Raw genomic sequence first — 14,056 nt, forward strand, 5'->3', positions numbered from 1 at the left:
CCGAACGCCAGGTCCTACGGGGTTAATGCTGGATAGAGAGTGACGACAGCCGGTGCGACGGCCTCTGTTGCTTACAGATGCGAGAGCACATCTTGTTCGTCAATAGGGGGCGAGAAGCTCCGTTTTGGCCAGAGAGTACTCCCGCCAGCAACAATGTCCTTCCTGAGGACATTTGAATTGAATAGGCTCAATGACTTCGCACTGAGGATTTTCCTACTTCCGCAGTTGGGGCCGCTCCAAGCTGCGCCAGCGGATCCAAAAATGGCCGTTGCCTGCGACACCCTGCCACACAGTCGGCAGTTTACGACCCATCCCTCAAATCTGGAGCATGGTCGCTCCCGATGTTCGCGCGTAACGTCACCCGGGCTAAGGCCCACTCAGTACCGCTCGCCCACGTATTTGCCGGCGGCGTCGAAGCTCATGGACCGCTCATAGCCGAAGGCGTTCCAGAACCGATCACACGCAACCCTGACAGAGCCCGCCTCACCGCCGTCGCCGTCCACTCTCCGCCCTTGAGCGGCGTCGGCTGGCCCAACTCGTTAAGTCGCTTTGCCAGACTGGTGTTTGCCGGTGCAGCTGTGGCTCAATCTACTGTGGCGCCGGCTCCAGCTACGGCGGCCAATGCCGCTCTAGATCAAGGTCGGATTGCGGAGTGGACGTTCTGCTCTAGGTTGAGACCCTGCTGTTCAGCCTGAGACCCACAACATGATCTTCGTGGCAGACGCAACCGGGCTTTGCGTTCACATCGGCGACGAGTGGACAGCGCTGACAGGCCAGCCGGTCGCGGAAGGCCTCGGGCATGGTTGGGTATCACGGGTTCATCCTGAAGACCGCGGTATCGTGCTGGATATCGTGAAGGCTGCGGCCCGCACAGCCAGCGAGTTCAGCGTCAGGTACCGCATTCTGCGACCCGAAAATAAGCCATGCTGGGTTGCGGCCGGCTGTGTTCCCTCGATCGGGTTCCCCGAGGGGAAGTTCATCGGCTATCTCGGCTCACTGGTGAAACTGGCCGAGGACAGCACTGCGGGAATAACAGCTTACGGCCATGTCGGCCGCTTCACCCCTCCGCCGGCCCATGGCCTGACTGCGCCGCAAGACAAACTAGACCGGATAGCCGATCACCTAATCATGGCGCACTCCCTGATCGAGAGCGATGGCGCCAAGGCTGCCCTGCCAGGGCTGCGGATGGCGCTGTTTGAAGTGGGCCGCGCCTTGGCAGCCCGGGACAGGACCCAACCGATCCTCAACTAAGTGGGTACGCCGGGTTTCGACTTGGCCGGGCGGCGTCCATGCGGCCATACCGGTATGAACGGATCATTCTAGCGACTCCCAAGAGTGGCTATGATCCCCGGCCAATCGGAGATGAAGACCCTAAGCTTATGACCAGCGAGGCCAACATGCGCCTTCACAATGAGGCATCGGCCGCAGTCGTCCGGATCGCCAAGATATTAGGCGTGCCAACCTCCGCGTTCGATGACCCATTGGATAAGGCGAGCGCAGAGATCCAAGAGGTTTTGGCCATCTTTGCCAACCTGCGATGCCCTAATGCTCGTCAACGCTGCCTGGAATACCTGAGAGCAGAGGCGAAGCGACACGAGATGAGGCCATTTGGCTAGTGCTGCGCGGCTGCCGCCGTGAACCCTCGCGCCGTCCCGCACGTTCGGCATCGTACCAATCGCGAGGTTTTACTATGCGCTCAGTTCTGCTTGCCCTACCGCTAGCCGTGGCGTTTGCCGGTGCGGCTGTGGCTCAGTCTGCTGTGACGCCCGCTCCAGGCGCTCCCGCTCCGGGCGCTCCTGGCGTAGCGGCGCCGCTCACCGGTGCGACCGGCTCTCCGGCCGCAGGCAGCTATTCCCCGACCGGCCGTCCTGCCGACTCGATCTCCAACGACTCTTCCGCGGCCGGCAACGCAGGACAGCCTTCGCGCGTGGCGCCTCAGGGTGGTGGTGGTAGCAGCCGTTGATAGGTGTTGCCCCTCAGGTATACCAGCAGCGGTTGTGGTGGGTTAGGTTGACCGCAGTTCGGTAATCGAGACCCCGGACCACCTGAGCGGCGCGGCCTTCATGGGTTCGCGCCGTTTCCTTTCGCGGGTGCCTCAGGCATTCCATCTCGCTAACGCCGCCGCAGCCTCCTCAGGGTTGGCCGCGATGCGATAGACAGTCTGCCGCGTCACGCCAGTTGCCTGCGCCGTAGCAGTCACTGATTTGCCCTGGGCGAGGAGCTGTTGCACGACCTCAAGCTGCGCCACGTTGTAGCTCGGCTTGCGGCCCCGGTAGGCGTCCTCGCGGCCCTTAGCGTGCTCGATGCCGGCCTTCTGTGCTTCCTTGGTCGCCTCCGCTTGGGCCTGCGCCGTGGCTGCCATGAAGCCGATCAGCGCATCTCGCACGGCCTGCTGCATTGGGTCTGACGTAGCGCCATCAAAGGTGAGGTTGTTGATGACGGTGCGGACGATCACGCCCCGCCGCATCAACTCCCGGATGGTGTCACACACGTCCCCGTAGTTGCGCCCGAGGCGGTCCACCCAGCGCACCACTAGCGTATCCCCGCGGCGGAGCATGTCGAACAGCCTACGGCCCTGCAGGCGGTCTCGGAGGGCGGTGGTGAGGCCCGAGGCCCCCTCGTCCGCCACCACCTCGTCTACCTTGAAGCCTGCTCCTTCCGCCTGCTTGCGCTGATGGGCGAGGGTCTGCTCCGCTGTCGAGACGCGGGCGTAGAGGATGGTCTGAGACAAAGCGTTCGTCCGAATGGGTGCTGTCCATTAGAACGGCCGTCCGCAAGCCGAAGTCAACCCTTACGGACGTGCTTTCGGACAGCTTGGCGCCTGTCCACTGCGGTATACCTTTGTGGACGGTAGGCATTTGTTAGGCAAACCAGACGGCGGCGAGAATGACGAGCCAAGGCGAGACCACCAAGCGCTTCAGCCAAGCCGCCATTGAGGCTGCCAACCGGGCCGAGGCCACGGCACTCCTCATCAGGTGCGGCTTCCGCGTCTACCGGCCCGAAGCCGACATTGAGGGTGAGGACCTAGTGCTCCGCCAGCCAGCCGGAATGCTGATCCCCGTGCAGCTCAAGCCCCGGATCTACGTGGACGGACAGCGATATAGCGGCTTGGGCTTATTCATGCTCTTTCCGCTCGGCCCCTTCACACCAGCAGCACCGCGCCCGTGGTTTCTGACCCCGCACGATCCCCTGTATGCCGAGGTCGAGAAGCGCCATGGGCACACGCCGAAGTGGACTGGCCGTTGGCATAGCGCCTACCCCGGCAGCGCACTGCGGGAGTATCTTGCGCCGTTCGAGGTCACCCCGCCGGCCGAACCTGAAGCGCCTGAGCCTGCCTAGCCCACGGGCCGGAGCACCGTGATCACCCACCCCCGGCCTCGCGTTGGCCTGAAGGGGAACCGGGGGTGGGTACAGGGGGGAAATTCAATCCGCCACCACGAGAGTGACCCCTCAAATTCATGACCCCTGTGGGTAGTTCGGGCTATCACCCTGGCTCGAGCCCTGAGCGTAACGCTGCCCCCGCATGGTCTGTCACCTTGCGTTCCTTGGTCTCGCGAGGCTGATCGCCCACAGCACTCCACTCACGGGACGTAGAGGCGCATCTCTTCAGGTGCTGAGCCCCGCAACGGGCCAGCCGAAAGAGGAAACGAAGCCGCTCCGGCTGACCCGCGTCTCCCCAAGCCTGGGGATAAGCGAGGAGGCATCTGTATATCAGCACGAGGTGTGCCAGAGCGCGGCGCCGAGACCACTCGGACCCGGGCTCGCGTTCGGCTGATAGAGGGACCCAGGGGGGGGTACCGGAGGAAATCCTGCCGCTCGTCTTTGCGTATGGCGTCTGAAGTGCGTGACCCTTGATGGAAGCCGGAGGCAATGCCATGGCTGGCACTAGGCGTTTCCGGAAAGCCCAACGCTTAGCTCGGCAATAAGTTCAGCGGAGGAGCCGTTGTGTTTGCCTAGGATGCCCCGCACGAGATCAATGAAACCGTATAAGTAGGACTCTGCCCGTTCGATTGCCTCGATGCACTGCTGCATGTCTGCCAAGGACAGGCCATCAAGCTGACCAGCAGGCGCCCAGCGGTTCACATCGAGCGTAGGGCCGGTCCAGCGGATATGGGTCTTCCTTTGCCGGACAGTACCTCCGAGCATCCCATGAGCGACCTTGTTGCGCGTTTCTTTGAGGCGGTTGAGCGTAACGAGCAGCTTACTCCAAATCGGCACAATCTGAGCCTCATGCTCCGACCGGGCAAACACCGGCCTCAGCGAGGCGTCAACAATCTTGAACCGTGCTTCTGTGTTTCCAGCGGCGAAATAAACCGGCAAAGCGATGTTCGGATCGCCGATAACGGTGTCTAGCAGATCCGCCATTCGGTTCTCGATGCCTGCCCAAGCGCTTAATACATCAGCTACTGCAACTTTGAGGGCTACAACTTCTTTTGTAGCCTGCCCTGCCTGGAAATTTTCTGGGCAAACCATGCAACCGCCTCGATGCCAAATGTCTTAAGCTGTCTCGCCAGCCGGGCTTTGGAGCCGTCTCAGGTCCGGCGCCCTGGCGTGGCTTTACGCTTCCTCGCCGCCTTCTTGGCCGTAACGGCTCTGGTCAGCTCGGCAACGGTCAACTGTTGCTGACGACGAGCTATGGATGTGGCCGTGCCGATCCACCACCCGGCAGCACGGTTGGCGGCTGAGAGCCAGACGCTCAAAGCGGGGTTCTTCATGCGGGCCTCAAGAGGGTTGGTGCAGCCGCCCCAGCGACACAACGCGCCAATAGCCCGAAGGTGGCCCCTTGCCGGTCCTGCCGCCAAGTCCTACAATCTGCTTCGTCTCTGCGGCTGCAAAACGCTGATTTGATTGCGGAATTTCTGTCGGCCTTGCCCTCCTTTCGGGCGCGCCATTCACGAACAGAACTGTGAACGCTGGGAGCGGCGTCCGGTCCGTTCGTGACAGCTCTTTCGCGACCATCACGCCGACCTGCCGATTTGGATCTGGTTGGGCTGCACCTCCACCCGGTCGATGACCGCGCGGATGTAGGTCTTTCGGAACGGAACCTCGCCCTCTCGCAGCCGCGCCCGCATCTCAGATGCGTACGTCGCGTCGCGCTCCGGTGCCATCGCCACAGGCTCCAGGATCTGCTCGCGTAGGCGCTCCAGTGCGGCCCGCGCCTGATCCCGATCGGTGCGTAGCGTGTCGAGCCGCTGCTTCAGCGTCGGATCAACCGAGCAGGTCGTCGATGAGACGGGTGAGATGCTGCTCGGTCGCCTCAATCTCCGGGATCGTCACCGCGGGCCGGTCTGGCAGGCAGAGCAGGATCACGGGCTGCGCATCGACTTCACGGGTGCGACGACCCGCGCCCGTGCTCCGGGAGCATGCCGTCCGGTCGGGCGGGCTCGGCCGTGCGGCGCGCAACGCGGCGGGACGTGTGTGAGCCGAGTGACTTACGCATGGCAGGGCTCCGTGGAAGGACCCCTCCAATTACACCGGCCTGCCCCCGAAAACGGGGATAAAAACGCGCTCGGCGCGGCCAGACGGCAGAGACCTCATCCTGAATTTGAGGCAGGAAGGGGACCTCGGGCACCGCGCCTTCGCGGTCCATCAGCAGCCTCGGCCAGCTTCTCCGAGGCGGACATCGACGTGGGTTGGCGTAGAGGTCTCAAACGCGCCACAATCGGACCGTGTGTCCAGAGCGTCTGAGGGTCCGCTCCTGCCGTTAGGGATAGCCTTCGCGTGATCCGGAGGCGCAGTAGCAATGCTGAGAATAGCCTCGCCTGGAAATCAACTCGGCCATCCCACCGCGGCCGCTCCTCACGGTTCTGCGAGCGGCCGAAGATTATAGCCCTGCGGCTTCGTCCGCTCGATCGCCGCAGCCGTCCGCACCACGTCGAACTCGCCGAGAGTGCGACCAACGATCTGCAGGCCGACCGGCATCCCGTCCGAGGCGATCCCCGCGCAGACGGAGGCTGCGGGCTGGCCGGTGAGGTTGAAGGGATAGGTGTAGAAGGCCCAGGAGACGAGGCTGCGGTCTTCCAGCCCGGCCGGAATGTTCCGGCCTGCCTCCAAGGACGAGATCGGCAGGGTCGGCGATAGAAGCACATCGTACTCGGTGAAGAAGCGGACCATCCGGTCCCGCAGCGCGTAGCGCGCGAAGACGGTCTCGTAATAGGCGCGCATCTCCTGGGCGAGGGCGGCGTCCAGTACGTCGGCGACGGCCGGGTCCAGGAGATCGCGGCGGTTCTCGAGAACGCCGCGCAGGCGGGTGCCGATCCCGGCGTAGAACTCGGCGGTCCAGAGATCGGCCGGGTCGGCGTCGAAGACGGCCTCGACCTCCTCCACGCGTGCGCCCTGGTCTGCCAGGGCCATGGCGGCGCAGCGGGCGATGGCCGCGACCTCCGCGCTCGGCCGCGCGTAGCCGAGGGTCGCGCTCCAGGCGACGCGGAGCCCGGCGACGGAAGCCTTCGCCGCCCCCAGGAGGTCGGGCACGGGCCCGGCCACCGCGAAGGGGTCGCGCGGGTCGTGACCGGCGACCGCGATCGTCAGCAGGGCGGCGTCCGCCGCGTTGCGCGCGAGCGCGCCGACATGGGCGAGCGTCGGCGTCGCCGAGGTCGGCCAGACCGGCACGCGGCCGAACTGCGCCTTGAGGCCGACGAGGCCGGTGAGCGCGGCCGGGATGCGCAGCGAACCGCCGCCGTCGGTGCCCAGCGCGAAGGGCGTGATGCCGGCCGCCACCGACGCGGCCGCGCCCGCGCTCGAGCCGCCCGGCGTCTTCGTCAGGTCCCAGGGATGACGGGTGATGCCGGTCAGCGGCGAGTCGCCCACGGGCTTCGCCCCGAACTCGCTCGTCGTGGTCTTGCCGATGATGACGGCGCCCGCGGCCCGCAGGCGCTCGACCGAGGGTGCGTCGGCGGCCGCGACGTTGTCCGCCATGGCGCGCGAGCCCGAGGCGTAGGGCTGCCCGCCCACCGCGATCAGGTCCTTCACCGAAACCGGCAGCCCGTGGAGCAGCCCGAGGGGGGCATCCCGCATCACGGCGTCCTCGGCCCGCCGGGCCGCCGCCCGGGCCTGGTCCGGCATCAGCAGGCAGAAGGCGTTCAGCGTGGCCTGGCTCGCCTCGGCGCGCGCGAGGGCGCGCTCGGTCAGTTCCACCGGCGACACCGCGCGCGTCGCGATCAGGCGCCGCAGGTCGAGCGCGGTCATGAAGTCGAGGTCGCTCGTCATCGCTCCGCTCTCCTGAACCCAGAGGCGGCGCCCCGGCGGGGCGCCGCTTGCGCGTCAATCGTTGACGATGGCGAAGGCGCGCACCGGCGAGCCGGAGCCGCCCTTGAACTTCAGCGGCACGCCGAAGAACTGAACCTCGCCCTTGCCGAGCAGCTCCTCGAGGTTCACCAGCCACTCCCAGTGGCTCATGCCGAGGTCGCGGCAGAGGCGGTGCTGGGCGAAGACATTGTCGCTCGGCTTGTCGGTCGAGGGCCCCTCGACGCCGTGCATCCGCGAGCCGCGCGCGTGCAGCCACTGCGTCGCCTCCGCGGTGAGCAGCGGGTTCTTCCACACCGAGTCGAGGCCCGGATAGTTGCGCGCGTGGAAGCCGGTGCAGAGCAGGACGATGTGCCCGTCGACCTTGACGCCGCTCTTCTCCTCCGCTGCCTCCATGTCGGCGACGGTGATGTCGCCGAGGTCGGGGATGTGGCGCAGGTCGAAGCAGACCGCCTTGCCCATGAACAGGTCCAGCGGCATCTCGTCGACGGGCTGGCCCTTCGGGTTCACGTGCAGGAAGGCGTCCACGTGGGTGCCGACATGGTCGAGCATCGCGATGAAGTTCGTCTGGAAGGTCATCGCGTCGCCCGGCACGCCGAGACCGAGGGCGGCCGAGCTCTCGTGGCTGAGATGCGTGGTGATCACCGGCCGCTGGAAGAGCTTGTGGGCCGGCATGTTGTCCTCGATCAGGAGGCTCAGGTCGACGACGCGCTGGGGCATGGCGGGTCCTTATCGGGCGTGGGAGACCGTTCGCGGCGCCGGAGGGTGCCGCGCCGGGTCGGGTCTTCGGGGATGCCGCTCTCAGGCGGCTTTCTTCTTGCCGAGGAAGGCCTCCATGACCTCCGGGTCGCGGGCGATGAGCCCGCTCGGGCCGTCCCGCACCACGCGCCCCTGCGCCACCACGTAGGCGTGGTCGGCGATGGCGAGCGCGTAGGCCGCGAGCTGCTCGACGAGAAGAATGGTGAGGCCCTGGCGGTTGAGGTCGCGCAGGACGCCGATCAGTTGCTCGACGACACGGGGCGCGAGGCCGAGCGAGAGTTCGTCGATCACGAGGAGGTCGGGCTCGGCCATAAGGCCGCGGGCGATGGCGAGCATCTGCTGCTCGCCGCCCGACAGGCTGCCGGCGGGCTGGCGCAGCCGCTCGCGCAGGCGCGGGAAGAGCGCGAGCGCGCGCTCCAGCGTTTGCTTGGCTCGGGCCGTCCTGAGGCCGCCATGGGTGTAGGCGCCCAGGATCAGATTGTCCTCGACGCTCTGGTCGGGGAAGATCAGGCGGCCCTCGGGCACCATGGCGAGGCCGCGGGCGACCTTGGCGTGGGCCGGCAACCGCGTGACCTCCTCGCCCTTGAAGAGGACAAGGCCGCCGCACGGCCGGACGAGGCCGGTGATGCCGCGCATCAGCGAGGTCTTGCCGGCCCCGTTGTTGCCGATCACGGCGACCAGCTGGCCGCGCGGGACGGTGAGGCTCGCGCCGCGCAGAGCGGTCGCCGCACCGTAGCGGACTTCCAGGTTCTCGACCGTCAGAAGGGTCTCGCTCATCACGCGGCCTCCGCGTCGAGGATGGCGGAGGGGCCGCCGAAATAGGCCTCGATCACCCGCGGATCCGCCTGCACCACCTCCGGACGGTCGCTCGCGATGATCTGGCCGTAATCGAGAACCGTCACGGTGTCGGCGACCGCCATGATCAGATCGACGTGGTGCTCGATGAGCAGCACCGAGACACCGAGCCCCGCGATCTTCCGAATCATCGCCTCCAGCTCGTCGATCTCCTGCGTGGTCAGGCCGGCGGCGGGTTCGTCGAGGAGCAGCAGGCGCGGACGCGTGGCCAGCGCGCGGGCGATCTCCAGGCGGCGCTGATGGCCGAAGGGCAGGAAGCACGCCTGCTCGTTGGCCGCCTCGGTGAGCCCCACGAAATCGAGCAGCCCGATCGCGGCCGCCCGGCAGGCGGCCTCCTCGCGGCGGAAGCGGGGCGTGCGCAGCACCGCGCCGGGCAGGCCGTAGCCGAGATGGCTGAAGCCGCCCACCATGACGTTCTCCAGCACGCTCATCTGCCCGAAGAGTTCGGTGTTCTGGAAGGTGCGGGCGAGGCCGAGCCGCGAGACGGCGTGGACCTTCCGGCCGGCGAGATCGGTCCCGTCGAGGCGGAACGTCCCCTCGCTCGGCCGATAGAAGCCCGAGATCGTGTTGACGAAGGTCGACTTACCGGCCCCGTTCGGGCCGATCAGGGCGTGGATCTCGCCCGGGGCGACCCGGACGCTCGCGGCGGAGAGCGCCGTCAGCCCGCCGAAGCGCACGGTGAGGCCGTCGGTCTCCAGGCCGGCCGGCGCGCGGCCGGCCAGGATCGCGGCGGCGGGCGTGCCCTCTGCCGGATCGACGCCGCGCGGGGCGGGGCGCAGGCGGGCGTAGAACTGGCCCAGCGTGCCCAGGATGCCGCCCGGCAGACCGAACATCACGGCGAGCAGCAGGGCGCCGTAGGCGAATTTCTGCCACTCGGCGAAGCTCTGCAGCACCTCCGGCAGGTAGGTCAGGATGAAGGCGCCGACGACCGGCCCGAAGGTCGAGGCCGCGCCGCCCAGGATCACCATCAGCAGGAAGCGGACGGAATCCGAGAAGGTGAAGATGTCGGGCGAGATGTAGGCGTTGAGGAAGGCGTAGAAGCTGCCCGCGATCCCCGCCGTCACCGCCGCGACCGCGAAGGCGAGCGTGCGGATTCCCGTAGCGCCGATGCCGAGGCTGCGCGCGGCCGTCTCGCTCTGAGCGACCGCCAGCATCGCGCGGCCGTAGCCCGAGTGCTTGAGGTTGTGCGCCGCCAGCGTGGCAAGGAACAGGGTGACGGCCAGCACCGCGTAGAAGGCGTAGCCCGAGAGCGGGTAGCCGAGGAGGTTCGGGCCGGGGATGCCGGTGAGCCCCGTGGTGCCGCCGGTGAGGCCCTGCCACTCGATGGCGACGTTCTCGACGATGAGGCCGAAGGCGATCGTCACCACCGCGAGGTAGACGCCCCGCACCCGCACGCTCGGATAGGCGAGCGCGGCGCCGAACAGCCCGGCCACGAGGGCCGCGCCGAGACTGGCGAGGACGAGGTCGAGGCCGAGCCGGATCGCCAGGATCGACCCCGTATAGGCGCCGAGCGCGAACAGGCCGGCCTGGCCCAGCGAGACGAGGCCGGTGAGCCCGACCAGGACGTTCAGGCCGACCGCGATCACGCCGTAGATCAGGAACAGCATGAACAGGCGCAGCTCGTACTCGTTGCCGGAGGTGAGCGGCACGACGACGAGGACGGCCGCGAGCAGCGCGAAGCCGAGGGCGTGAAGAGCCTTCATACCTTGAAGATCTCCCGGCGGCCGAACAGGCCCTGAGGAAAGGCGAGGAGCACGAGGATCATCGCGCTGAAGCCGACGATCTCGCGCGCCGCGGTCGAGACGTAGCCCTCGACGAACTTCTCCATGACGCCGAAGGCGAGGCCGGCGAGCACCACGCCGGGCCCGCTGGTGATGCCGCCGATGATGGCGACCGCGAACCCTTTCAGCCCGAGCAGGACGCCCATGCTGGCCGAGGCCTGGATCACGGGCGCGACGAGCACGCCCGCGCCCGCGCCGAACAGGGCGGCGAGGCCGAAGGAGAGCATCACGATGCGGTCGACGTCGATGCCCATCAGGGACGCCGCTTGGCGGCTATGGGCGACCGCCTGCATCGCCCGCCCGACGAGCGTGTGCCGCTGCATCAGGTGGAGGCCCACCATCGCCAGCACCGCGACCGCCGGGATGGCGAGTTCCTGCGGGTAGACGCCCGCGCCGAGGATCGAGATCGCCTTGTCGACGCCCGGCGAGGGCAAGGGCCGCGAGAAGCCGCCGAACTGCATGGTGGCGAGCGATTCCGCCATGATGCCGACCGCGATGGTGGTGAGCATCCAGCCGATCGAGGCGTTGGCGCCGATGAACGGCCGCACCGCGAAGCGCTCCAGCACCACGCCGAACAGGGCGCCGGCCAGGATCGCCAGCAGGCAGGCGAACGGCAGCGGCAGGCCGGCGTCGAGGCCCATCACGGCGAGCACGGCGCCGATCATCAGCGTGTCGCCGTGGGCGAAGTTCACGGCCTTGGCGGCCGACCACATGATGTGGAAGCCCAGCGCGACGAGGGCGTAGATGCCGCCGATCGCGAGGCCCGAGAGCGTGTATTGCAGGGCGGTCGTCATGGCTGCCGCGTTGGCTCCCGGTGCGAGGCGGGCAGGTCGTTCTGCGGAGGCAGGGCGCGGTCCGGCCCGGTGAGGGGGGATCCGGGCGAACCGCGCCCTGCCCCTCCCCGCCGGGGAGGGCGTGGGAGGCGCGTGTGCGCCTCCGGCTCGTCGTTCTTCAGTTCGACTTGCCGTAGGGCGTCTGGGCGATCGGCAGGAGCTTGCCGTCGGACCAGACGGTCAGCTTGTAGTCGCGCGGCAGGATCGCGTCCTGGCGCTCGGGATCGGCGGCGTCGAAGGCCGGGTCGTACTTGGCGACGAGGCCGTCGTACCGGACCTGGTAGAGCGCCTCGCGGACCTTCTTCCAGTCGTAGGCGCCGGCCTTCTCGATCGCCTGGGCCACGATGTGAACGGCGTCGTAGGCGTTGGCGATGCCCGAGCCCATCTTGATCTGCGACGGGTCCTTGAGGCCGTACTTCGCCTGGATCTTCTGCCAGAGCGCCTGACCCTTGGGATCGAGGTCGCCCATGAAGCTGTAGGTCTGCACGACCTCGACGCCGTTGGCGAGCGGGCCGGCGAGCTCGCCGAGATTGCCCGCGATGCCCCAGGCGCCGATGATGGTGGGCTTGTAGCCGACCTTGTCCATCGAGCGGACGAGCTGGTTGCCCTCGCGGTCGAGGGCCCAGAATAGGGCGACGTCGGCGCCGGCATCGCGCGCGCGGATCGCCTGCGCGGTCATGTCCTGGTCGTTCCAGTTGAAGGTCTCGGCGGCGACCAGCTCCTTGCCGGCCTTCGCGATGGCGGCCTTGACGTCCGGCACCGCGCCGTTGCCCCAGCCGGTATTCTCGTAGAAGAACGCGATCTTGCCCGTCTTCGAGACCTTGGCGGCCTGCTCGACGAGGAAGCGGGCGACCCATTTGTCCTTGGCCGAGACCCGGAACATGTAGTTCGGGCTGCGGCCGTTCTCGATCGCCTGGGTGTTGGCCGCGAGCACGCCGACGAAGGGGATGCCGATGGCGTGCACCGGCTCGACCTGCGCCACCGAGACGGTGGAGTGATAGCCGCCCAGGATCACCACGCACTTGTCGGCGAGCGCGATGCGGCGCGTGTTGTCGACGCCGCGCGGCGGCGCGCCGGCATCGTCGTACTGGACGAAGCGCAGAGGCTTGCCGAGGACGCCGCCCTTCGCGTTGATCTCTTGGATGGCGATCTCGGCACCCATCTTGATCGCCTGACCGCCGAACGCCGCCGGGCCCGTGATCGCCGCGGAATTGCCGATGCAGGGCTCCTGCTGCGCCAGTGCCGAACCGGGAACCGTGAAAGCCAGGGGCGCGGCCAGGACGAGGCGGCGCAAATACTTGTGCGCTTCCATGCGATGGGCTCCGATTTCCTGATGATGGCCCGGGTTCGGCCCCGATGCTTGATCGATGAGCCTCAGGCTACGCAGCGAATACAGGGGCCCGCAAAGACCAATTTCCGATACAAGACATTGGAAAATCCTATGAGCCTCAATCATAGGCGGGATCCGACACGGTGCTCGGGCGTCAACACACTGCGTCGCAAACACAATTTTTGACGCAATGCACATAGCTTGCGCAGATTGCCCAGGCCTAGAGCAGTTTGACATGCTCGTGGCGTTGCAACGATCCTGGCGTGCGCCTTGAGCAGGATCGCCATGGATCTTCGTCAGCTTCGGTACTTCGCGCAGATCGCGGAGAGCGGAAACGTCTCGCGGGCCGCCGAGGTGCTGCGGATCGCCCAGCCCTCGCTCAGCCAGCAGATGCGCAACCTCGAGGACGAACTCGGCGTCGCGCTGCTGTTCCGGCACGCCCGCGGGGTGACGCCCACCGAACTCGGGCTCAAGTTCTACGAGCACGCGCGGCGCATCCTGCAGGAGGTCGAGCGGGCCAAGGAGGTGGTGCGCTCGCAGGCGACGAGCCCGAGCGGGCGCATCTCGGTCGGACTGCCGACCTCGGCCTGCCGGGGCCTGTCCCTGCCGCTGCACCGAACGATGGCGGAGGCGCTGCCCAACATCAGCCTGCACATCGTCGAGGCGATGAGCGGGACGCTGGACGAGTGGATCCAATCCGGTCGCCTCGACGTCGCGCTTCTCTACGACCACAAGGCGTTCGAGCACGTGGCCTGGACCGAGATGATGGTCGAGGACCTGATGTTCGTCGTCCCCGCCTCCCACCCGCTGGCCGCGCGTCGCGAGATCGCGTTCGGCGAGGTCTTCCGGCAGGCGCTGCCCGTGGTGCTTCCCGGGCGGCCGAACGTGCTGCGCACCGTGATCGAGCAGCTCGCGGCGCGCCACGACATCACGCCGATGGCGACCGACTGCGAGAGCCTGCCGGCGATCGCGGAGCTCGTGCGCGCCGAGGCCTTCGCGGCCATCATGCCGCATTTCGCCCTGGCCGCGGAGATCGAGCGCGGCGAGATGGTCGCCATACCGATCGTCGATCCGACGCCGTCCTGGCGGCTCTCGGTCGTGGTCTCGCAGCGTACCCTGAATGCCCGCGGCAGCGAGGCCGTCGCAGAGGTTCTGGCGGGCGTGATCGGGGATCTGGTCGAGCGCTCCATCTGGCGGGCGCGCCTCAAGCCGACGGAGCGCCCGGCCCCCGTGCGGGTGCGCGCATAAGAGAC

At 67.3% G+C, this 14,056-nt stretch carries 12 protein-coding genes; 3 read left to right on the forward strand and 9 right to left on the reverse strand.

Translation table 11 applies throughout. The features are described 5' to 3' along the window. The first annotated feature begins 705 nt into the window (after window positions 1-705). Window positions 706-1,251, forward strand: coding sequence for a PAS domain-containing protein (locus tag MFF56_RS00865; RefSeq protein ID WP_082773144.1), 546 nt, complete (start codon window positions 706-708; stop codon window positions 1,249-1,251). Between the two features lie 844 nt (window positions 1,252-2,095). On the opposite strand, the gene MFF56_RS00870 is transcribed toward MFF56_RS00865, so the two are convergent. Further along, window positions 2,096-2,731 (reverse strand): recombinase family protein, encoded by a 636-nt coding sequence (locus MFF56_RS00870; RefSeq protein WP_066924127.1) that lies wholly within the window; start codon window positions 2,729-2,731, stop codon window positions 2,096-2,098. A gap of 155 nt (window positions 2,732-2,886) precedes the next feature. On the opposite strand from MFF56_RS00870, the gene MFF56_RS00875 reads away from it, so the two are divergent. After that, the gene (locus MFF56_RS00875; RefSeq protein ID WP_066924125.1) at window positions 2,887-3,339 is read left to right on the forward strand and encodes a hypothetical protein; all 453 of its coding nucleotides are present in this window, start codon (window positions 2,887-2,889) and stop codon (window positions 3,337-3,339) included. A 546-nt stretch (window positions 3,340-3,885) separates the two neighbouring features. Here MFF56_RS00875 and MFF56_RS00880 read toward each other — a convergent pair. From MFF56_RS00880 to MFF56_RS00915, 8 genes are all read right to left on the reverse strand, one after another. Continuing rightward, a complete protein-coding gene (locus MFF56_RS00880) occupies window positions 3,886-4,473 on the reverse strand; it encodes a hypothetical protein (protein WP_156453962.1) in 588 nt (195 codons plus the stop codon). Window positions 4,474-4,958: 485 nt separating this feature from the next. Next, the gene (locus MFF56_RS00885) at window positions 4,959-5,108 is read right to left on the reverse strand and encodes a hypothetical protein (RefSeq protein WP_238229313.1); all 150 of its coding nucleotides are present in this window, start codon (window positions 5,106-5,108) and stop codon (window positions 4,959-4,961) included. Between the two features lie 691 nt (window positions 5,109-5,799). Next, on the reverse strand, window positions 5,800-7,209 hold the full coding sequence (locus MFF56_RS00890; RefSeq protein ID WP_066926379.1) for an amidase family protein: 1,410 nt from the start codon (window positions 7,207-7,209) through the stop codon (window positions 5,800-5,802). Window positions 7,210-7,263: 54 nt separating this feature from the next. Further along, window positions 7,264-7,965 carry a cyclase family protein gene (locus tag MFF56_RS00895; protein ID WP_066926376.1) on the reverse strand — a complete coding sequence of 234 codons (702 nt, stop codon included), beginning with the start codon at window positions 7,963-7,965 and terminating at the stop codon, window positions 7,264-7,266. An 81-nt stretch (window positions 7,966-8,046) separates the two neighbouring features. Beyond that, a complete protein-coding gene (locus tag MFF56_RS00900; RefSeq protein ID WP_066926374.1) occupies window positions 8,047-8,781 on the reverse strand; it encodes an ABC transporter ATP-binding protein in 735 nt (244 codons plus the stop codon). Then, entirely contained in the window at window positions 8,781-10,562 is a 1,782-nt protein-coding gene (locus MFF56_RS00905) for a branched-chain amino acid ABC transporter ATP-binding protein/permease (RefSeq protein WP_066926372.1), read from the reverse strand. The genes MFF56_RS00900 and MFF56_RS00905 overlap by 1 nt, the downstream gene beginning before the upstream one ends. Continuing rightward, window positions 10,559-11,434, reverse strand: a complete 876-nt coding sequence (locus MFF56_RS00910) for a branched-chain amino acid ABC transporter permease (protein WP_066926370.1) — start codon at window positions 11,432-11,434, stop codon at window positions 10,559-10,561. Before MFF56_RS00910 ends, MFF56_RS00905 begins: the two co-directional genes overlap by 4 nt. A 157-nt stretch (window positions 11,435-11,591) precedes the next feature. Next, window positions 11,592-12,785, reverse strand: coding sequence for an ABC transporter substrate-binding protein (locus tag MFF56_RS00915; protein WP_066926368.1), 1,194 nt, complete (start codon window positions 12,783-12,785; stop codon window positions 11,592-11,594). A 303-nt stretch (window positions 12,786-13,088) separates the two neighbouring features. Here MFF56_RS00915 and MFF56_RS00920 point away from each other — a divergent pair, with 303 nt between their 5' ends. Next, window positions 13,089-14,051: a LysR family transcriptional regulator gene (locus tag MFF56_RS00920; RefSeq protein ID WP_066926366.1), complete on the forward strand. Its 963-nt coding sequence runs from the start codon at window positions 13,089-13,091 to the stop codon at window positions 14,049-14,051. Window positions 14,052-14,056: the final 5 nt, after the last annotated feature.

Origin of the sequence: Methylobacterium hispanicum, from assembly GCF_022179285.1 — a bacterium.
Lineage (GTDB): Bacteria > Pseudomonadota > Alphaproteobacteria > Rhizobiales > Beijerinckiaceae > Methylobacterium > Methylobacterium hispanicum.